The sequence below is a fragment of the Roseibium sp. MMSF_3247 genome (assembly GCF_030733765.1).
In the GTDB taxonomy this organism is placed as follows: Bacteria; Pseudomonadota; Alphaproteobacteria; order Rhizobiales; family Stappiaceae; genus Roseibium.
Window position 1 is genome coordinate 1 of sequence record NZ_JASHII010000012.1, and the last position, 21,321, is coordinate 21,321.

The window sequence follows — 21,321 nt, forward strand, 5'->3', positions numbered from 1 at the left end:
ATCGACCAGTTTTCCGGAATTTAGAGCGCAGCGCCCTGTCGCCAGCGACGTTGCCGCCGTCGATGAACCGGGTTATAGGCCTGCCCTCTTTCCGGGTCAACAGGGAAATTGAAAGTTTTTGAAGTTTTTTGCAGCGCGGGAGGCTGCGGTGGATATTAAGTGAATATTAACCATGAAAACACCGGTATTCCGCCGATTTTAGCCAATGGGCGCATTTCCGAAGCCCATCAAACGCTGTCCGGCATCAACAACAAGGGTATGACCAGTCACCTGTCTGGCATTTAAAAAATACCGCAGCGCACCAACGATATCCTCCGGTCCAAGCCCCGGACCCAAAGGGGTCAGCTTCTGGCGTGCATCGAAGTTTTCCTGGGTCTGATCACTGGGCAGGATCAGGCCTGGCGCAATGGCATTAACCCGAATGCCCTTTGGACCAAGGTCATAGGCTGCCAGCTTCGTTGCGCCATCCAAGGCGAATTTTCCGCAGAAATAGCTGAAGCGTTCCGGAGAGGCCGACTGCATTTGGGTATCGAGCATATTGAGAATGAGCCCCCCGTCCGGAAGCGGATTCTGCTGGGCAAAAGCCTGCATCAAAAACACGGGCGCTGCGGCATTGACGTTCATCAGAAATTGCCAACTGTCGAGCGTCAGATCAGACAGGCAATCCGTGTTGAACGCAGACGCGGAGTTTACCAAAACGGATACCGGCCCACCCAAGGCTTCGGCCGCATCGGAAACTAACGTCCCGGCCGTTTCCGGGTGGCTCAGGTCTTTTTGCAAAAGAACTGACTGACCACCTTCAGCAAGAATACGGTCATGAAGTTCTTCAGCGCCGTCAACCGATGAATTGTAGTGAAGACCGACGGCGTATCCTTCGGCAGCTAGACCTTCTGCAAGTGCCTTGCCGAGCCGTTTGCCCGCACCGGTTACTAGTGCAATCTTTTGGTCCGCCATCGTTTCCCCTTCCAAAACTCAAGCGCTTTACGCGTAATCCTGCAAGTTCAAAACCGGCTGCACCCGCGGAACCTCATGGCTGCGCACCATGTTTGCTTTCGACAGGACAGCGAGGGTGGCTGCACTGGTCTGCGCCACACGAACCTCGTCCCGGAACAGGAAAACATGGCCGGTCAGCTGGACGGTCACCGGCCAGCCCAACTCGCGCAACCGGAAGGATTGCAGAATGCTGTCAGTCTGATACCGGATCCGGTCCGGACCATCCGGCAGATTGAGTGCGAAACCGAACCCGGGATCGACCCAGAGGCGCTCGATGCCCGCGTTCTCCGCCATGGTGACACGATCCTTGAAGAACAGCAGCTGCGCGTCAAAAACCTGGTCAACCGGTGGCAGATCATCGCTGGAGCGTGCGTTTTCTCCAGGCGTGTAACACAAGATCAATCCTGCTTCGTGTTTGGCAATCGCCTCATAGAAACTCTTGTCGTCGACCCGGCCGGTCAGGTTGACCACCCCGGCACCGGCTTCCAGCAGAGCAACGGCGACTTCCGGATGATAGGTTTCAACGGACACAAGGATGTTCTCACTCGCAAGTGCCGACACGGTCGGCCGCATCCGGTCGATCTGGCGTTCTATGGAAACAATGTCCGCTGTTTCACCTGTCGATTCGCCGCCAATGTCAACCATGGCAGCCCCTTCAAGCGTCATGCGGCGCCCCCGGTAAAGCGCTGCCTCAAGAGTGTGGCATACCGTTTCCCGATAGGAGCTGTCCGGCGACAGGTTCAAAACCCCCATTTGGTAGGTTCGGTCCTCGAATGTTTTTCCAAATTTTGGAAAGTCAAAGGTTCGGATCGGGGTATCCAGCGCCTCCCGGTACTTTAGCCAAAGGGGAAGAACGCGGTCTGCGGAAATCATCTAGAAGTATCTCCTGGAAGGAAAAATGCGTGTTCTGGCTGGCAGATAGTTCCGTGCATGGCACAGGCAAGGTCAGGCGCGTCGCTTACGTGAAATCCGGATGCCGACGCCGGCCGCGTCTTCAAAGATCTCAGGTTTTGTCACCTTGACCGTCACATAATCGGCAAGCGGGTTCTGCAAGGCAAAAGCTGCCACCGCCTCGGCCCATTCTTCCACCAGTTCAACATGGCCGCCGTTGGCGACTTTGTCCTGAATGAAAAATACAGTGTCCGCATAAGAGACATAGGATCCGGTCTCGGCGACGATCTTCCGATAGCCAGGCACGGTCCGGATGTCGACATCAAAGCGGAGCCCTTGTGTGCGGCCTTTTTCGCTGTCGAGGACTCCAATTTCGGCGGCCACGAGAAGGCCTTCGATCACAATCGTGTCCCGGCCATCCTCAATGATATCTAATGTGCTCTCGTGATCCGTCTGTGCAGATATGTCCATCGTGCCCTGTTCCTGCTTGCATGCTCGAGACAGGGATGGCGTTTTTAAGCCCCATCGGTCAAGCCGCACTTTCTTGCGAGTTTTCAGAGCGGGTTAACTAGGGGAAGCCTCATAGACATCAACAGTGCGCATGACACCGCGCAATTCTGCAAGTCCGCGCAGACGCCCGATGGCCGGGTATCCAGGTGTCGATGTCTCTTTCAAATCTGAAAGCATACGATGGCCATGGTCGGGACGCATGGGAATGGCCTTACCCCATTTGCGCTCAAGCGTCCGCAGTGCCCGTACGATTGCGACCATGTCGACGTCGCCCGCCAGATGGGCATCTTCATGAAAACTGCGCGGATCCGCTTCGCGTTTTGTGGCCCGCAGATGTGCGAAATGGATCCTGTCGTCCAGGGCGCCAATGATCGCCGGAAGATCATTGTCCGGATGAACGCCGAGAGAGCCAGAGCAGACCGTGAACCCATTGGCTTGAGATGTGTTCAGGCTCTTGATCCGGATGAGATCCTCGAGGGTGCCGACGATTCGCGGCAAGCCGAAAAGCGACCGCGGCGGATCATCTGGATGAATGGCAAGCTTCACCCCTTCTTCCTCCGCCACCGGCACAACAATCTCCAGAAAGTTCGCGAGGTTCTGGAAGAGGCTCGCCCTGTCAATTGTTTTGTAGGCTGCCAGATGCTCCCGGAATGTGTCGAGCGTGTAACTTTCTTCAGATCCCGGCAATCCCGCAATGATGGTTCGAACCAGGCGGTCCTTGTCTTCGTCGGTCCGCTGATCAAGCCACGCTTCAGCAGCTGCAACATCGTTCTGACTGTAGTCGGCTTCAGCGCCCTCGCGTTTGAGGATAAAGAGATCAAATGCCGCGTAGGCAACGAATTCGAACCGCAGGGCCGTCGCCCCATCCGGCAATTCATAATCGAGATCCGTCCGGGTCCAGTCGAGCACCGGCATGAAGTTGTAGCAGATGGTGCGGATGTTCTCACGAGCCAGTGCCCGAACCGTTTCAGCCCAGTTTTCCGCCCAACGCTCCCAACCCGATGCCCCGGTCTTGATGTCCTCGTGGATCGGGATGCTTTCACACACTTTCCAAGTAAGACCCGCTGCCTCAATCATGCGACGGCGTTTTGCGATTTCTTCTTCCGGCCAATAGGTGCCGTTTGGAATTTGATGAAGCGCTGTGACGATACCGGTGGCGCCGGTCTGACGAACATCGCGCAGGGAAATGGGGTCATCCGGACCAAACCAGCGCCAGCATTCGATCATCGCATCTGTCTTTCTTTTTGTTTCATGCCGCCGAACACCCCCCAGTGCCTCCCGTGAACCAGAATAAACTATCCAGCCACGCTAATTCGAGACAGCCGCGGGCTTGTAAAGATACCCGTCAAATTCGGGATCTCCCACATCTGAGAGCTCCAGCAGCGTCAACCGCACATTCTCAAGGTGTTGCCACATGGCTTTACGCGCAGCGTCCGAATTGCGGTGCCGCAGGGCCTCAAGAATTTCAGCGTGATCATCAAGCCACTTGGCGCGGTAACTGAGATCAAATATCCGATCATGCAAGCGGGCCCACATCGGGCTGTTCTCGCGCTTGCTCCAAAGCTCCTCCACCTGTGCCACAAGGACACTGTTTTGGGTGGCTTCAGCAATCTGAAGATGGAATTGCCGATCAGCCAAATAGTCTTCTTCGCCGTTTGCGATGGCTTTCCGCTCCAGTTCAAGCGTGTCCCGCAGCTGAACGATGTCGCTCTTGGTGATCGTGCTCGCTGCAAATCCGGCAATGCTGCTTTCCAAAAGCTGGCGGGCCTGCAAGAGTTCAAAAGGACCAAAATCAGGTTTCGGATTGCTCAGAAAGAGCTTCTCGCCGGTGGCAACATAACTCCCGGACCCTTTGCGCACGTCAAGATAGCCCTCAATTTCCAGCATAATGAAGGCTTCACGAACCAAAGACCGGCTGATGCCAAGTTCCTCGGAAATCTGACGCTCTGTCGGAAACTTGTCGCCTGGCTTGTAACCGTCATGGGCGATCCGCCGCGCAAGGATCTGCGCGATTTCCTGATACCGGCGTTTGTGAGTGTCGCTGGTCATGATGCTTTCCTTGCATCCTCCTGACCGGCCGCGATCTGATGATAGTACTCGGCCAGGATATGAAATGCCTTCTTCTTGGTCTTCTTATCGGCGGCGATCAGGCCTTTATGATTGTAGCCATTTTGAAAGATGTTCTGACGCCGTTCCACGCGGAAATCATACAGGATCCACGGCGACATGCCTTTGACATACGCAAGGCGCCGCAGGGTGGCAATCTGTTTGGTGTAGACTTCCGCCATGTAGTCTTCGCTGAAAAGTCCTGTTTTCGGTCCATTGTCGCCAATAACACCATCAGCCCCGGTCTCGGAGATGACCACCGGGCGATCCGGATCAGAGTTCTCGCCGATTGCCGCCAAATCCTCGAAGTCTTCCTCGTACCAGCCGTAGTACTCGTTGAGACCGATGACATCGATGTGCTGCGCAAGACGGTCTTCAACCCGGTTCCGGGCATGATTGACGAGACAGGCTGCAGACGTCAGCCGTGTCGGGTCGAGCCGTTTCGCTGTCTCAGCGAGGTTCTTCATGAAGTCCAGACGTGCATCTGTGTCCGGGTTTTCATTGCCGACCGACCAAATGACAACGCTCGCCCGGTTACGGTCACGCTTGATCAATTCGCTCAATTGGTTTTCCGCATCCCGGTAGGTTGCCGGGTTTTCAAAATCGATCGCCCAATAGACCGGAATTTCCTCCCAAAGGAGAAAACCAAGTTCGTCGGCCAATTGCGCGGCCAACTCATGGTGCGGGTAGTGCGCAAGGCGCAAGTAGTTGCAACCGAGTTCGCGGGCGTGATCAAACCGGGCACGCAGATCGGCTTCGGTTGTCACCTTGCCCAGCGCAGCATCATCTTCATGCACGGAAATCCCGCGCAGGAACAAGGGTTCACCGTTTAAAACAATGTCGGTCCCGCAGCGTTCGATTTGACGGAAACCAACGCGATCACGGATCTTGTCTCCGCCATAAACAACTTCCGCGTCATAAAGTACTGGTGTGTCCGGGCTCCACAATTGAGGGTTTGCTTCAAACTCAATCTTGCCGTTACTGGATGAATCGAGCGGTATTTCCAACTCCAAGCCAAGGCCCGGAATTGAAAGGCGCGCCGCTTCGCCGCTCGGGGGGCCATCAATGGTCACCTCGGCACAGAGTTTTTCGTAGCTTCCATCCGGCACCAGATAGAGAAAGAAATCCTTGATCAGGCTTTTTGGCGTCTGGAACAGACTGACTTCTCGGTAAATTCCACCGTAGTTGAACCAGTCCGTATTGCGCATTGGAACCCGGTCACGGGTACGGGTGTTGTTGACGCAAGCCATAATCCAGTTCCGGCCGGTTTTTAGCTTGCCGGTGAGTTCAACACAGAACGGGGTCGAGGCACCGTAATGGTTGCCTATGAACTCGCCGTTCAGAAAGATTTTACAGTCGTAAGCCGCCGCACCAAAGCGAAGAAACGTTCGCTTGGTCTCATCGACAACATCAATGTCCAGGGGGCGGGTGTACCAGGCACTGCCTTCGAAAAAATACCATTTTTCCTTCAGCATGGCCCAGTTGGACGGGACAGGAACGGTTTCCCCCATGTAGGGATCGTAGTCCCACGGTTCTGATCTGTTTTCCGGGGCTTCCGGCAGCATGGAAAACCACTTCTGCCGGAGGCCGGTGTCGAGGAGGTCGACGCAAAAGGTCCAATCTCCATCCAGACTTTCCGATGCTCGACCGCCCATGAAGATCAGGCCGTCATGGTTTAAAGACTGGGTGTTAAACGGAACATCATAGTCTTCATCATGCAGCGCTTGCAGCGCATTGTCGGCCAAATGGGAACGTTCGAGCATCGGTCGGTCCTGACTGCAAATTATTGAGGCGCGATCGCCTTGATGCGCTTGATGAGGTCCGCGACTTTTTCGGACTTGGCAGCGGCTTCTTCATGCATCGGCAAGACAGCTTCGATGAACGGGCCCTTGTCGACTTCGATGAACTTCACACCGAGTTCGTTCTTCGCGGTTTCGATGCCCTCTGCAACCATGGCATCCCACTGCTCGCGGTGGAAATCCATGGATTCACGCGCTGCTTTTGTCAGTGCACCCTTGTGATCATCGCTGAGTTCATTCCAGGACTTAGTGGAGATCATCACAACAGACGGGATCATGGTGTGACCGTCATTTGAGTAGACCTTGCTCACTTCGCCGTGGCGGGCGGACGTCAATGCCAGCGGATTGTTCTCGGCGCCATCAACAACACCCTGCTGAAGTGCGCTGTAAAGTTCACCCCAAGCAATCGGGGTTGGGTTACCACCAAGCAGTTCGACCATGCGGATCGCGGACGGGCTCGGCTGGACACGGATCTTCATGCCCTGCAGGTCTGCCGGAGAGTTGATTTCCTTGTTGGCGTAGAACGACCGGGCACCTTCAACATAGTAAGCAACGCCAATGAAGCCCTTGTCCTCTGAAGCCTTAAGGATATCTGCGCCGATTTCGCCGGACAGGACATCATAATAGTGATCATCGTTGACGAAGATGTAAGGCAGGTTCAAAGCGCCATAGGACTCTTCAAAGGCTTCCAGCTCCGAAGCATTGGAGCGGGCCATATCGAGCGCGCCGTTTTGCATCAGTTCCATGGATTCACGCTGCGTTCCAAGCTGCGCGTTTGCATAGATGCGGATTTTCAGATCACCGTTGGTCAACTCCTCCAAGCGATCCGCCATGAATTCCATGGACTTGTGCAGCGGATGGTCTTCCGGGTTGTTGTGATTGAGGCGCAGCGTTTTGGCGTTGGCAGCTGAGCCGAACGCGACGGCGCCCGCGGCCAAGAGAGCCGCAACCTTGATGAACTTCGACATGACTTCCTCCCAGGTGAGGGCTGGACCCGGCTCAGCTCCCTCATGGAACGTTCCGGTATACCCAATTCACGGCTTCAGACGCCGTTGAGGTCGAATTGTTCGTCCAATTTCAAAAATCAGTCAACCTTTTTTGCAAAATTGGTTGACCAATTTTATTTCCTGGCGCAAGTGTAAGGGTGCCAAGCGTGTGGGTGTCCAACTAACCATGCACGCGATTGACAGGCTGGGAGGATCATCGTGACCGCTTTAACCCGAGGGGTGGATTTCGTTCTACGCCTCGTCATCACATCGGCTTTCGCCGTCCTGGTTGTCTGTGTCGTTTGGCAGGTCTTCTCGCGATACGTTCTGGAAAGCCCGAGCACCGTAACCGACGAAATGGCACGGTTCCTGTTCATTTGGGTCGCCCTGCTGGGCGGCGCTTACACTCTCGGCCAACGGCGGCATCTGGCAATTGACCTTATGCCCGTTGTGACGACTGGCAAAGCCAGGTTCGCCGTCAACGCAGGCATCATCGGCGCGATTGCTCTTTTTGCCGGTCTCATCATGATTTACGGCGGCCTCGGATTGGTCAGCCGTACGCTTGAAACCGGTCAGGTTTCGCCAGCGCTCCGCATCCCGATGGGGTTCATCTACGTTGCAATCCCGTTTTCCGGATTTTGCATTCTTTATTACTGCCTGACGTTTTTAGCCGACCTCGTGCGCGATGGCCGCGGCCCCAATGAACAACTTGAACCGCCGGCCCCCGGCGGACCGCTGACCTAGGCCCTGAGGAGCTCATAAATGGATATCCAAGCCGTCGCGGTCCTGTTCGGGACCTTTGTGCTGCTCATGGTTTTGGGCGTTCCGATCGCGTTTTCTATCGGTCTTGCCGCCTTTGCGACTTTTCTCTTGTTCATGTCCTTCGACCAGTCGGTCTATATCGTCGCCCAGCAGGTGGCCTCGGGATTAGACAGTTTCACCCTGCTCGCCATCCCATTCTTTATTCTCGCTGGCAACATCATGAACCGGGGTGGCATTGCCCTGCGGCTAATCGAGTTTGCCAAGGTTCTGGGTGGGCGTTTGCCTGGGTCACTGGCGCACTGCAATGTTCTCGCCAACATGATGTTCGGGTCGATTTCCGGGTCGGCCGTAGCTTCTGCCGCAGCTGTTGGGGGTGTCATGTCGCCCTTGCAGAAAAAAGAAGGTTATGACCCGGCTTACAGCGCGGCTGTGAACATCGCCTCCTGCCCGACAGGCTTGCTTATTCCACCTAGCGCAACCTTCATCGTCTATTCACTGATCACCAACGGGACCTCGATCGCGGCACTGTTCGTGGCCGGTTATGTCCCGGGGATCCTAATGGGTCTCTGCCTCATGCTGGTTGCTGGCATCATTGCAAAGCGCCGCGGATATCCAATCGCGCCGCGGCCCAGCACCCGCGAAGTCATCGACAAAACCCTTGGCGCGGTCCTGCCGCTCGGCCTGATCGTCATCGTGATGGGCGGGATCATCGGCGGGATTTTCACTGCGACCGAAGCCTCAGCTGTTGCTGTCGTTTACACGCTCTTTCTGGCTGTCATCTGGTACCGCGAAATCACCTGGCGCCAGCTGCCCAGCATTATTCTGGAAAGCGCAGTTACCACATCTATCGTTCTTTTGATGATCGGCTGCTCCATTGCCATGTCGAAGGCCATGGCCTTTGCCGACATCCCATATGCAATCTCCGACATCCTTCTCGGCCTATCAGACAATCCGCTTGTACTTTTGTTGATCATTAACATCGCGCTGCTGATTGTCGGCACCTTCATGGATATGACCCCGGCACTGCTGATCTTCACGCCGATCTTCCTGCCGGTTGTCACAGACCTTGGCATGGATCCGGTGCATTTCGGCGTCATGATGACCTTCAACCTATGTATCGGGATCTGTACGCCACCGGTCGGGTCGGCTCTGTTTGTCGGGTGCTCCGTCGGCGGGGTCAAAATCGGGGATGTGATCAAGCCGATGCTTCCGTTTTACGCGGTGTTGGTCGGCCTGCTGCTGGTCGTCACCTACATCCCGCAAATCAGCCTGTTCCTGCCTCAATTGCTGCTCGGGTACTGAGTTCAGATATGAAAGCACTCAAACACTGGACACTGGCCGAACAGACAGAAACTGGCATCGCGCTCCTCGTTGAAGATCAGCATACGCTCGTGATCCGGGTTCTGGAACACGCCCTTATCCGGGTCTCGCTTCTCAAAGACAGGGTTCACCGGCTGGACCGGACCTGGGCGATTGCGCCGAAGGACGATGTTCCCTGGGAAGGACGATCTCGCGATGATCTCAGTGGGTTCACTTATCCGGAGTTCTCGCTCACCCAGGACGATACCCAGCTGCAACTCATGACAGACTGTCTGCGTCTGACCGTCGAAACACCATTGGCTCTCGTCTGGGAGAGCCGGGAAACGCCAAACGCAAAATGGCAGGAAATTGCGCGAGACCGCCCGCAGGACGCCTACATGATAGGCCGCCGCGATCACCGCAAATCTCACTTCATGCGCCGGTTTGATGGCGAACGCTATTACGGTCTGGGTGAGAAAACCGGCTCCCTGGAAAGGTCCGGGCGCCGCTTCGAGATGCGAAATCTCGATGCGATGGGGTATGACGCCCGAACAACCGACCCGCTCTACAAGCACATCCCCTTCACAATCACGGACCGCGGCCCGCTCGGCGCCTATGGGCTTTACTACGACACGCTCGCCCATTGCTGGTTCGATCTTGGGAACGAGAAGGACAATTATCATCCTGCCTTCCGCGCATTCCGCGCTTCTGATGGTGAACTCGACTACTATTTTTCGTGGGGCCCAACGGTGCTGGAGATCGTTAAGCGCCACCACTGGCTCACCGGAGGCACTGCCTTCATGCCACGCTGGGGTTTGGGCTATTCCGGCTCTACGATGGCGTATACGGATTCAGAAAACGCCCAGGAACGTTTGGAAGGGTTTTTGGCAAAACTCGCCGAAGAAGACATGCCGTGCGACAGTTTCCAGATGTCTTCCGGCTACACCGCCATCAAGGAAAAGCGGTATGTCTTTCACTGGAACACGGATCGCTTTCCGAATGTTCGAGCCTTCACCAAAGCTTATGCAGACGCGAACATCAATCTGATCGCAAATATCAAGCCGGTACTTCTGGAAGACCATCCCCTTTTTCCGGAAGCCGAAAAGGCCGGTCATTTCATCAAGGACAGCGAGACCGGCGCTCCAGAGCAATCGCCATTTTGGGACGGAACCGGGTCGCATCTCGATTTCACCAATCCAGCAACCATTGCCTGGTGGCAGAAAAATCTGAAAGAAAAGCTGTTCGACAAAGGCATTTCCAGCACCTGGAACGACAACAACGAATATGAAGTCTGGGATGACGAGGCCGTTTGCACCGGTTTCGGCAAGGAAATCCCCGTTGGTCTGATCCGCCCGTTACACAGCCAGCTGATGACCCGCGCATCCTACGATGCGCAGGTTGCCGATCAGCCGGCAAAGCGCCCCTATCTGATTTCCCGTTGCGCCGCACCGGGCACACAGCGCTATGCCCAAACCTGGACCGGCGACAATTTGACCAGCTGGGACACGCTCCGTTGGAATATTCCGATGGGGCTCGGGCTCAGCCTGTCGGGCTTTTACAACATTGGGCATGATGTCGGTGGTTTTGCTGGCCCGAAGCCGGAACCGGAGCTGTTTCTCCGCTGGGTGCAGAACGGGATTTTCCATCCACGCTTCACGATCCACTCCTGGAATGACGACGGCACTGCCAATGAAGCCTGGATGTATCCGGAGATCACCCCGCTGATCCGCAAGGCTCTCAAGTTTCGGGCCCAGCTAATCCCGTATCTCTACACACTTCTATACCGGGCCGTTACTGACGGCGAACCGATGTTGCGCCCCCTGTGGCTGGATTTTCCGGACGACCAGCTGGCGCAAGCCTCCGAGTTCGAATTCCTTCTTGGGACCGATCTGCTTGTCGCAACGGTCATTGAAAAAGGCGCGCAGAGCCGCTCAGTTCCCCTGCCCGCCTGTCCGGAGGGCTGGTGGGATTTTGCAGGAACAACCTGGTATCCAGGCGGGCAGATGCTGGATGTGCCAGTCACTCAAGACACTGTTCCGCTTTTCGTACGTGGCGGCACGGTGTTACCGATGGCCGGTCCGAATGCGCGCAGTACGGCACAGACTGACAAGACACGATCGTGGCGCATATACCCGCAGGACCCAGATGCCCCAGCGCGCGAGAACCGTGCTTATGATGATGACGGTGTCTCTGCCAATGCTCTTGTCTCAGACCATTGTCTGACACGCATGACCCTGTCACGAAACAGCACAACGGTTATGCTGAACTGGCATATGAGTGGCACTTACAAGCCCGCCTATGATCAAGTCGACCTCTGGCTTGCCGGGTCTTCTCCGCTAGTTGTCAACGGTGCTCCGACCAGCACGGAGACACCCCTTTTCTTTGTTTGAGCCTTTAAATTATGTCCGTAAACCTCTCACTCCCCGACTATGATCGCAGTTTACTTAAGACCCGCGTATTTCATATCGGGTTTGGTGCCTTTGCCAAGGCGCATACCGCGGTCTTTCAAGACGAATTATTGCGCCAAAACAAAAGCGACTGGGGCATGGTGGTTGCCCGATTGAACTCGGGTGGAGGCGAACTCTCCGCGCTTGATAAGGCGGACGGTTTGTTCACGGTTGGTGAAATGTCTGACGATACCCTTGCGCTCAGGCAAGTCGGCGCCGTAGTTAAGACACTGCATCCCCATCGCGATGGCATCGGCGCACTTATTGCCCAGATCTGCGATCCGGATCTACGCGTGATCACTTTGACGATCACGGAAAAGGGCTACGGCCTCACCCGCGGGCACATCGATCTTGAAAATGCTGGCATCGCGGCCGACCTCAAACAGCCAACCGATCCAAAGACGGCCACCGGCCTTTTGGTCGAGGGCTTGCGCCTGAGAAGCCAACAGGAGCTGCCCGGGCTCACAATTCTGTCCTGCGACAATCTCCCGTCTAACGGCAAACTCTGCAGAACGGCCGTTCTTGAGTTTGCCGAAAAACGGGATCTCGAGCTGAAAGACTGGATCTTTGAAAACTGCCGGTTTCCCAGTTCCATGGTCGACCGTATTACGCCGGCCATGACCGAGGCGTCATTTAAGAAACTAACTGGCGCGCTCGGCGCGCCCGACCCCAACGGCATCTTGTGTGAACCGTACAGGCAATGGGTGATTGAAGACAGTTTTGCCGGAGAAAAGCCCAGCTGGGATTCGGCAGGGGCAAGTTTCGTCCCCGACGTCGAACCCTATGAAGAGATCAAGCTGCGAATGCTGAACGGCAGCCACTCGTTCCTGGCGTATCTTGGCGCTCTTGCCGGCAAGGAGACGATTGCCGATTGTATGGCTGATCCTGTCTTCAAAACCGCGACCCAAAACCTCATGATGGGCGAGCAAGCCCCAACTTTGTCCGTTCCAGGTGGCTTCGATATCTCTGCCTACGGCGACGAACTGATCACGCGTTTTTCCAATCTGGCCCTTCGCCACAAAACCACGCAAATTGCATCGGACGGCAGCCAGAAACTGCCGCAACGGCTTTTGGTGCCAATCAGACGTCATATGGAAGCAGACCGCCCCTGGCAGTTGTCTGCGTTGGCCGTCGCCGGTTGGATGCGGTACTGCCGAGGTACTTCAGAGACCGGTGCAGACCTGCCCGTCAACGACCCGCACGCCGGCCGCATCAAGGAACTTGTCGCGGGATCAGACGATGATGATTATGTGCTGAACATGATGTTGCTGGCCGGTATTTTTGGGTCTGACCTTCCTGCCGAGCCCGCTTTTGTCCAGCAGGTGACAGACGCCTACAAAACACTGAAACAAGACGGCGCGCGCGCAGCACTGGCAGCGTAGCTCCAAGGACCTTTTCATGACTGCACCCTTTCTCGGCCCGGACTATCTGCTTGATACCGCGGCCAGCCGTCGCCTCTACCATGACGTTGCAAAGCATCTTCCGATCGTCGACTTTCACAATCATCTGGATCCGGCAGCCATTGCGGAAAATAAATCCTGGGGGTCGATTGGAGAGATCTGGTTGGAGGGCGATCACTACAAGTGGCGCGCCATGCGTTGGAACGGGGTACCCGAAGAGCTCGTGACAGGTACTGCGGACTATCGGGACAAATTCGATGCTTTCGCGCAAACCATCCCGCATTGCCTGGGCAATCCCCTCTATCACTGGACCCATCTGGAACTGCAGCGCTACTTTCAATGGGATGGCATTTTCGGACCCGACACCGCGGATGAAGTCTGGGAGCTCGCCAATGCTGCCATGGAGCAGCCGAGCCATAGTGCCCGGGGCCTATTGACCTCCATGAAGGTCGAATATGTGGGCACGACAGACGATCCGACAGACGACCTTGCCTCACATGCCACCCTGCAATCCGATCCGAACTTTCCGTTTCCAGTGGCCCCGAGTTTCCGGCCAGACAAGGCGCTCGTTCCCACAGCGCCAGGATTTGCCGCTTATTGCCGCAAACTGGGTGAGACCAGCGGCTTTGTAGTCGACAGTTTCGACACGTTGATCGCGGCCTTGCTCAAGCGGCTCGACTTTTTTGTGTCTCTTGGCTGCAAGGCGGCGGATCACGGTCTCAACGATTTGCCGGCCTTTGAAAAGCGGCCTCCGCGTGAACTCGATATCATCCTGCGCAGCGGACAAAACGGCTGGCCCATGTCGGCGCAAGATGCCGCTGACTTTAAAGCAGCGGTGTTGATTGAACTAGGTGAAGCTTATGCCGAGCGCGGCATCGTCATGCAGTACCACATTGGTGTCCTGCGCAATCAGAACAGCCGCCTGTTTAGGGCTCTTGGCCCCGATGTTGGAGGCGATTGCATGTCAGATGCCGGGATCGGTGCGTCGCTCAATTCCGTGCTCGACCTGATCAATTACCGAAAAGGTCTTCCGCGCACCATCCTTTATGCGCTCAACCCGATCCACAACGAGATGCTGGTGACGATTGCCGGTAACTTCCAGGATGGGTCTGAGCCGGGGAAAATCCAGGCAGGGCCAGGCTGGTGGTACAACGATCAGCTGGACGGGATGGAACGGCAACTCACGCAGGTCGCCCAGATGGGCCTACTCTCACGTTTTATCGGCATGCTGACCGATTCCCGGTCTTTCCTGTCGTTCCCACGGCACGAATATTACCGGCGGCTTGTTTGCCGGATGGTCGGTCGATGGGTCGAGGATGGATCTATTCCCGCGCATAATGAGCTGAGCGACGGCCTTATCCGCCGCATCTGCTACGAAAATGCCCGGGACTGGTTCTTGCCCGGAAGTTAGGCCCTTTACTCGATCTCTGCTGTCGCCTCGATCTCGACCAAGGCTTCATCTTCGATCAGACCGGCCACCACGACCATCGACATTGCTGGAAAATGACGTCCCATGACCTTCCGGTAGGTCGCGCCAATTTCGCGCTGACGGGCGAGGTATTCCTTCTTGTCGGTCACAAACCAGGTCAAACGGACGATATCCTCGGCCTTACCGCCAGCTGCAAGAACGACATCAAGTATGTTCCTGAGCGCCTGTTCCATCTGCCCGATGAAATCATGGGTCTCAAAAACCTGGTCGGCATTCCAGCCGATCTGACCGCCGATATGCAAAACGCCCTTGCGGCTTAAGACACCGTTGGCATACCCCTTCGCCGGGGCCCAGCCGTCGGGATGAATGATTTTGTGGCTCATAATGCGTCTTTCTTATTTGCCCGGGACTTAAGAAACAAACTCTCTAGATCCCGAGATATTTTTCTCCGGTCTCCGCGTCCAAATCCGCCATCCGGCCTGACCAAACCGTTCGGCCCCGTTCCAGAATGACACCCTGATCGGCGACCTGCTGCAGCTCTTTCAAAGACTTGTCGACCAAGAGGATCGACAGTCCACTGCTGTTCTTCAGATGGCTGATGGCCGCCCAGATTTCCTGCCGGATGATCGGGGCAAGGCCTTCCGTCGCCTCATCCAGGATGACGAGGATCGGATTGGTCATCAGGGCCCGGCCGATCGCCAGCATTTGCTGTTCACCGCCAGACAGCGAGGCCGCCTTCTGGTTCCGGCGCTCGGCGAGACGCGGAAACAGCTCGGCGATCTTGGCAAAGTCCCAGGCGCCGGGACGAGCTGCAGCGGTCAGGTTCTCCTCAACCGACAGATCGGCAAAGCACCGCCGGCCCTCAGGCACCAGCCCCACCCCAAGGCGTGCAACCTTGTGGCTCGGCATCCCGCCAATCACCTTGTCCTTGAACCGGATTTCTCCGCCGGACGGTAACATGCCGCAAATCGTCTTGACCGTTGTTGACTTGCCCATGCCATTGCGGCCCATCAGAGCGACCACTTCGCCTTCGCCGATCGACAAAGACACGTCAAACAACGCCTGACTGGGACCATAACTGGCCGTGACATTGGAGAGAGCCAAAAGCGCACTCATGCTTCGTCTCCAAGATAAGCATCGCGCACATCTTTGTTCGCGCGGATTTCCTCAACTGTGCCGGTTGCGATGACTTTGCCGTAGACCAGCACGCTGATCCGGTCGGCCAATGCAAAAACAGCGTCCATGTCATGTTCAACCAACAGGATCGGCGCCTGATGGCGAAGATCGCCAAGGAACTCGGTCAGCCGCTTGGAACCCTCCGTACCAAGGCCTGCCATGGGTTCATCCATCACAAAGGCTTTCGGTTTCAGTGTCAGGGCAACGGCCACTTCCAGCTGGCGTCTCTGACCATGGCTGAGTTCTGCCGTGCGTGTCTTTGCATGATCTTGAAGACCGACGCGCTCCAACGCCTCCATGGCCGTGTCCAGAAGATCCTTGTCTTTCAGAACCGGCTTGAAAAAACGCCACGGATTTCCCTGACCACCCAGCGCACCCAGCACCGCATTTTGAAGAACTGTGTCTTCCATCGCGAGTGCCGAGATCTGGAAAGTCCGTCCGAGCCCGGCGCGGGCCCGCAGTTCCGTCGGCAGATCAGTGACGTCCTCTCCCAACAGCTTGACCGTTCCGGTGTCCGGCTTGAGACCGCCACAGATCTGCTTGATCAAGGTCGATTTCCCGGCCCCGTTTGGTCCGATGATCGCGTGGATTTCTCCCGCCATCAGATCAATGGAAACGTCGTCACTGGCCTTCAGCGCTCCGAAGCTCTTGGAGATGCCATGTGTTGCGAGAATTGCCTCAGTCATGGGCCACCTCCCGGCCGAGCAGCATGCCGATAATGCCACCGCGTGCGAACAGCACGACACCCAGCAACAGAACACCCAAATAGATGTGCCAATAGTCAGACAAGTCGCCAAGGATGTGTTCAAGCGCCACAAAGACAACCGCTCCGACAACCGGGCCATAGAGCCGGCCAAGCCCGCCAAGGATGATGAAAATGATCAACTCCCCGGACATCTGCCAGGAGAACATGGTCGGACTGACAAACCGGTTGAGATCGGCAAAGAGAGCCCCGGCGAGACCCGTGATCGCACCGGACAACACGAATGCAACCAGACGCAAGCGCATCGGGTTCAGACCAACGGTTTCGACCCGGTCCGGCACCTGGCGCGCCGCGTTGAGCGCGAGGCCAAAAGGCGAGCGTTGCAATCGTGCGGCAAAGAACATCACTGCAGCAAGGATAACAAAGCACAAGGCATAGAACTGGATCGGAACGAGCGTGTTCACGCCCGGAAAGCCATTGCGGACATAGATCGACAAGCCGTCTTCACCGCCATAGGCACTCCAGCTGATCGCGAAGAAAAAGAACATCTGTCCGAATGCCAGCGTGATCATGATGAAGTAAACGCCGGAGGTCCTCAGTGACAGGAGGCCGATGAAATAAGCCACAACGGACGACAGAACCACGGCGACCAGCCAGATCACCGGCATGGATTTGGTGCCCTCGATAACGAAGGGCCATTCCATCAATGGGGTGTAGGTCTGCGCATGATGGGCAAGGATACCCATCGCGTAGCCGCCAATCCCGAAAAAGACAGCGTGTCCAAGGCTGACAAGGCCGCCAAGACCCAGGGCGATGTGCAGACCGACCGCCGCCAGCGCAAGAATGACAGCGCGGGTGGCAAGGGTCACGGTGAACGGCTCACCGGAAAAATGCGCCCAGAGCGGAACAAGGGCTAGCGCGGCGAGCGCGGCCGAGTTGAACAGTGTTTCCCGGGTCATGCACGCGCTCCAAACAGACCGGTTGGGCGCAACACAAGGACTGCAGCCATCAGGATGTAGATGGACATGGAGGCGATCGAAGACCCGATGGAAGTGGCCGTTGCCGGGCTGAAGAAGAGTTTCATCAGCTCAGGCAGGAAGATGCCGCCGAGCGTATCTGTGAGGCCGACCAGGATCGCGCCAATGAGCGCGCCCTTGATGGATCCAATGCCGCCAATGACGATCACAACAAAAGCCAAAATCAGGACAGGCTCGCCCATGCCGACCTGAACCGACTGGATGGCTCCGACAAGCGCTCCGGCAAGACCGGCAAGTGCGGCCCCCAGCGCAAAGACGATGGTGTAGAGCTTGGCAATGTCGACACCGAGCGCTGCGATCATTTCGCGATCGTTTTCCCCGGCCCGGATCTGGATCCCAAGGCGAGTGCGCGAAATCAGGAGGAACAAACCGGCTGCGACAAGCAATCCGACAATGATCAGCGTCAGCCGGTAAAGCGGATACTCAATTCCGCCGGGAAGTGTCACCGGTCCGGACAGCGCATCGGGAATATCCAAAAAGAGCGGAAAAGAGCCGAACAGCCATCGCGTGCCTTCAGAAAAGATCAGAATCAGCGCGAAAGTCGCAAGCACTTGATCCAGGTGATCCTTCGTATAAAGCCGCCGGATGACGACAAGTTCGACAAGGGCTCCGGCTATGGCAGCCCCGGCCAGCGCCGCAATCAATCCCAGCAGGAATGATCCGGTCGCTCCGGCAACAGCTGCGGCGCAAAAGGCCCCGATCATGTAGAGCGATCCATGAGCCAGATTGATCAGCCCCATCACTCCGAAGATTAGCGTCAGACCTGCGGCCATCAAGAATAACATGATCCCGAATTGGAGGCCGTTCAAAATCTGCTCTATCAGCAATATCAAAGACATGCAGTTCCACCCGAAAGCTGGCCCCGATCCAATGACCGAGGCCAAACATCACCTTACATGTTGCACTCGGACCAATAGGCATCTGAATGGCTGTTCAGCGCCTTGCCGATGATCTTGTTGGTGAAGACATCGCCTTCTTTGATGACTTCCCGCACGTAGATATCCTGAATCGGATGGTTGTTGGGGCCGAATCTGAATTCGCCGCGCGTGCTCTTGAAATCAGCTTCCCGAAGCGCTTCCCGGAAAGCATCCGCATCCTTCACGTCGGCTTTTGCCATTGCGGACAGCAGCAGATTGGCGGTGTCAAACCCCTGAGACGCGTAAAGCGACGGCAAACGGCCGTATTCCGCTTGGAAGCTCTCGACGAATGCATTATTGACCGGAGTGTTGATGTCCTTGGACCATTGGCTGGTGTTGCGGACACCAAGCGCCGCATCGCCAACAGCCTGCAGGATGCCTTGGTCAAAGGAGAACGCCGGGCCAACAACCGGCAGGTCGATCCCGCTGCCGGCATACTGCTTCAGGAATGAGATGCCCATGCCGCCTGGAAGGAAAAAGTAGACACTGTCTGCACCAGACGCGCGGATTTGCGCCAGTTCGGCCGCATAGTCGGTTTGCCCCAGCTTGGTGTAGAGCTCGCCTGCCAAATCGCCTTTGTAAAGACGCTTGTAGCCTGTGAGCGCGTCTTTGCCGGCCGGATAGTTCGGCGCGAGAATGAAGCTGTTCTTGTAGCCTTCGACATTCGCAAACGCACCGGCGGCTTCATGCAGGTTGTCGTTCTGCCAGGCCACATTGAAGTAGTTCGGGTGACACCCCTTGCCGGCCAGCATGGACGGGCCGGCGTTCGGCGACAGATAGAACTTTCCCTGCGCCGTTACGGATGGGATTACCGCCATGGCAAGGTTCGACCAGATGAGACCGGTCAGAACGTCCACATTTTCGGCCTGCACAAGTTTGTCGGCAAGCTTCACGGCAACATCCGGTTTGCGCTGATCGTCTTCGATGATGACTTCAATCTCTTCATTGCCGGACTGCTTGACCGCCAACATGAAGCCATCGCGAACATCGATGCCAAGACCGGCGCCGCCGCCGGACAAGGTGGTGATCATGCCGACCTTCACCGGCTCTGCAGACGCCGCAGCAACGCCGAGGCTGAGTGCGGCAACCGCCGCAAGTAGTGTTTGTTTCATGTTGGTTCTCCTAAAGAATTTGACCTGCTGTTCCCGAGTTACGTGGCTCTGCGGCGTCTTTGACCGTCTAAAACCACGGGGCCATGTGTGATCCCCGACGCTGCCCAAACGCCGGTTTATTCTGAGTGCTGTCCTACAGCTCTTCCCGAAGCCGGAACCTTTGAACCTTCCCGGTCGCCGTTTTCGGCAATGTGTCTGTGAAAATGACGGAGCGCGGATATTTGTAAGGTGCGATGACCGCTTTCACGTGATCCTGCAACGCCTTGGTGAGATCGTCCGTTGGTTCATTGCCGTCAACAAGGACAATGTGTGCCTGAACGATGGACCCGCGATCCGCGTCTGGCGCGCCGATGACGGCGCATTCCAGCACTGCATCATGCGCCAAAAGCGCGGCTTCCACCTCCGGTCCGGCGATGTTGTAACCGGCGGATATGATCATGTCGTCATTGCGCGCTGCAAAGTGTAAATGTCCGTCTTCGCTCATGGAGAAGCTGTCGCCGGTGATATTCCAGCCATCAACGACGTAGTTTTTCTGACGTTCATCCGCGAGGTAGCGGCATCCGGTCGGACCGCGCACGGCCAAGCGTCCGACTTCGCCAGGCGCGACAGGCTTTCCATCCTGACCAACAATCTTGACTTCGTAGCCCGAGACCGGTTTTCCGGTGCAGGCTGGCTTGTGATCGTCAAACCGGTTGGAAACAAAAATATGCAGCATTTCGGTGGCCCCGATGCCGTCGAGCATCGGTTTCCCTGTCTTTGCCATCCAGGCGTCATAGACCGGTGCGGGAAGCGTTTCACCCGCTGAGACTGCCGCCCGCAGGGACGACAGGTCTGCGCCTTCTTCCATCGCCTGCAACATGACCCGGTAGGCCGTCGGCGCGGTGAAACACACCGTTGCCTTGTAGGTCTGGATGATCTCAATCATGTTGGGCGGCGAGGCGTTTTCCAAAAGCGTCGCGGCGGCTCCGAAGCGCAGCGGAAACACAGCCAGACCACCGAGCCCGAAGGTGAAGGCGAGCGGCGGAGAACCAACAAACACATCGTCCGGTGTGACGCCGAGCACTTCCTTGGCATAGCCATCCGCAATGATCAGGATGTCCCGGTGAAAATGCATTGTCGCCTTGGGCAATCCTGTGGACCCGGAAGTAAATCCCAGCAGGGCGACATCGTCCCGGCCGGTATTGACCGCGTCAAACCGGACGGATTTGGTCAGTGCAAGACGGTCGAGTTCGGCATCATGGTTGGACGTGCCGTCAAAGCCGATGACTTTTTTGAGAAACGAAGATGTCTTGGCGCAGGCGACCATCTCGTCCATCAGCCGGGTATCACACAGCGCGAACTCGATTTCAGCCTTGTCGACGATCTTGGCAAGTTCCCCGGCGCGCAGCATTGGCATGGTGTTGACGACAACAGCCCCCGCCTTGGTCGCCGCCAGCCAGCAGGCCACCATCGCCGGATTGTTGGCCGAGCGGATCAGAACACGGTTGCCCGGCTTCACACCCAGATCTTCCACCAACGCATGGGCGAGGCGGTTGGTCCAGTCGGAGAGTTCCTTGTAGGTCCGGCGACGGCCATTGCCGATCAACGCCGTATGATCCCCGAAGCCTTTCTCAACCATCTTGTCGGTCAGCTCGACACCAACATTGATGTGATCGGGATAGTCAAAGCCATCCAGAAGAAACTCCGGCCATTGATCCTCGGGCGGAAGGTTGTCCCGGGCAAAGGTATCCGTATGAGCAGTGGGACCCAGCATT

General features: G+C 56.5%; 19 protein-coding genes. 5 read left to right on the forward strand and 14 right to left on the reverse strand.

What is annotated here, in order from left to right; translation table 11 throughout:
• Positions 1–198: 198 nt before the first annotated feature.
• The 7 genes from RBB44_RS24065 to RBB44_RS24095 all read right to left on the reverse strand — a co-directional run bounded on the left by RBB44_RS24065 (position 199) and on the right by RBB44_RS24095 (position 7,267).
• Entirely contained in the window at positions 199–954 is a 756-nt protein-coding gene (locus RBB44_RS24065) for an SDR family oxidoreductase (protein WP_306150376.1), read from the reverse strand.
• Between the two features lie 27 nt (positions 955–981).
• Positions 982–1,866, reverse strand: coding sequence for a dihydropteroate synthase (locus tag RBB44_RS24070; protein WP_306150377.1), 885 nt, complete (start codon positions 1,864–1,866; stop codon positions 982–984).
• Between the two features lie 72 nt (positions 1,867–1,938).
• Entirely contained in the window at positions 1,939–2,355 is a 417-nt protein-coding gene (locus RBB44_RS24075; protein WP_306150378.1) for a dihydroneopterin aldolase, read from the reverse strand.
• Positions 2,356–2,448: 93 nt separating this feature from the next.
• Positions 2,449–3,621 (reverse strand): mannonate dehydratase, encoded by a 1,173-nt coding sequence (uxuA, locus tag RBB44_RS24080; protein ID WP_306150379.1) that lies wholly within the window; start codon positions 3,619–3,621, stop codon positions 2,449–2,451.
• A gap of 81 nt (positions 3,622–3,702) precedes the next feature.
• Positions 3,703–4,443 carry an FCD domain-containing protein gene (locus tag RBB44_RS24085; RefSeq protein WP_306150380.1) on the reverse strand — a complete coding sequence of 247 codons (741 nt, stop codon included), beginning with the start codon at positions 4,441–4,443 and terminating at the stop codon, positions 3,703–3,705.
• The gene (locus RBB44_RS24090) at positions 4,440–6,263 is read right to left on the reverse strand and encodes a glycoside hydrolase family 2 protein (protein WP_306150381.1); all 1,824 of its coding nucleotides are present in this window, start codon (positions 6,261–6,263) and stop codon (positions 4,440–4,442) included. The genes RBB44_RS24085 and RBB44_RS24090 overlap by 4 nt, the downstream gene beginning before the upstream one ends.
• 20 nt (positions 6,264–6,283) lie before the next feature.
• A complete protein-coding gene (locus tag RBB44_RS24095) occupies positions 6,284–7,267 on the reverse strand; it encodes a TRAP transporter substrate-binding protein (protein WP_306150382.1) in 984 nt (327 codons plus the stop codon).
• A 237-nt stretch (positions 7,268–7,504) separates the two neighbouring features.
• Here RBB44_RS24095 and RBB44_RS24100 point away from each other — a divergent pair, with 237 nt between their 5' ends.
• The 5 genes from RBB44_RS24100 to uxaC are packed head-to-tail and all read left to right on the forward strand — an operon-like array spanning position 7,505 to position 14,604.
• Positions 7,505–8,029, forward strand: a complete 525-nt coding sequence (locus tag RBB44_RS24100; RefSeq protein ID WP_306150383.1) for a TRAP transporter small permease — start codon at positions 7,505–7,507, stop codon at positions 8,027–8,029.
• Positions 8,030–8,047: 18 nt separating this feature from the next.
• Positions 8,048–9,349: a TRAP transporter large permease gene (locus RBB44_RS24105; protein WP_133945654.1), complete on the forward strand. Its 1,302-nt coding sequence runs from the start codon at positions 8,048–8,050 to the stop codon at positions 9,347–9,349.
• Positions 9,350–9,357: 8 nt separating this feature from the next.
• Positions 9,358–11,736, forward strand: coding sequence for a glycoside hydrolase family 31 protein (locus RBB44_RS24110; RefSeq protein WP_306150384.1), 2,379 nt, complete (start codon positions 9,358–9,360; stop codon positions 11,734–11,736).
• Between the two features lie 11 nt (positions 11,737–11,747).
• On the forward strand, positions 11,748–13,175 hold the full coding sequence (locus RBB44_RS24115) for a mannitol dehydrogenase family protein (RefSeq protein ID WP_306150385.1): 1,428 nt from the start codon (positions 11,748–11,750) through the stop codon (positions 13,173–13,175).
• 16 nt (positions 13,176–13,191) lie between these two features.
• On the forward strand, positions 13,192–14,604 hold the full coding sequence (uxaC, locus tag RBB44_RS24120; protein ID WP_306150386.1) for a glucuronate isomerase: 1,413 nt from the start codon (positions 13,192–13,194) through the stop codon (positions 14,602–14,604).
• 5 nt (positions 14,605–14,609) lie between these two features.
• Here the strand turns inward: uxaC and RBB44_RS24125 are convergent, their stop codons facing one another.
• From RBB44_RS24125 to RBB44_RS24155, 7 genes are all read right to left on the reverse strand, one after another.
• On the reverse strand, positions 14,610–15,005 hold the full coding sequence (locus tag RBB44_RS24125) for a RidA family protein (protein WP_306150387.1): 396 nt from the start codon (positions 15,003–15,005) through the stop codon (positions 14,610–14,612).
• Between the two features lie 43 nt (positions 15,006–15,048).
• A complete protein-coding gene (locus RBB44_RS24130) occupies positions 15,049–15,738 on the reverse strand; it encodes an ABC transporter ATP-binding protein (RefSeq protein WP_306150388.1) in 690 nt (229 codons plus the stop codon).
• Positions 15,735–16,484, reverse strand: coding sequence for an ABC transporter ATP-binding protein (locus tag RBB44_RS24135; RefSeq protein WP_306150389.1), 750 nt, complete (start codon positions 16,482–16,484; stop codon positions 15,735–15,737). The genes RBB44_RS24130 and RBB44_RS24135 overlap by 4 nt, the downstream gene beginning before the upstream one ends.
• On the reverse strand, positions 16,477–17,460 hold the full coding sequence (locus tag RBB44_RS24140; protein ID WP_209176695.1) for a branched-chain amino acid ABC transporter permease: 984 nt from the start codon (positions 17,458–17,460) through the stop codon (positions 16,477–16,479). The genes RBB44_RS24135 and RBB44_RS24140 overlap by 8 nt, the downstream gene beginning before the upstream one ends.
• Entirely contained in the window at positions 17,457–18,377 is a 921-nt protein-coding gene (locus tag RBB44_RS24145; RefSeq protein WP_209176694.1) for a branched-chain amino acid ABC transporter permease, read from the reverse strand. The genes RBB44_RS24140 and RBB44_RS24145 overlap by 4 nt, the downstream gene beginning before the upstream one ends.
• A gap of 53 nt (positions 18,378–18,430) precedes the next feature.
• The gene (locus tag RBB44_RS24150) at positions 18,431–19,567 is read right to left on the reverse strand and encodes an ABC transporter substrate-binding protein (RefSeq protein WP_306150390.1); all 1,137 of its coding nucleotides are present in this window, start codon (positions 19,565–19,567) and stop codon (positions 18,431–18,433) included.
• A gap of 133 nt (positions 19,568–19,700) precedes the next feature.
• A complete protein-coding gene (locus RBB44_RS24155; RefSeq protein ID WP_306150391.1) occupies positions 19,701–21,320 on the reverse strand; it encodes an AMP-binding protein in 1,620 nt (539 codons plus the stop codon).
• Position 21,321: the final 1 nt, after the last annotated feature.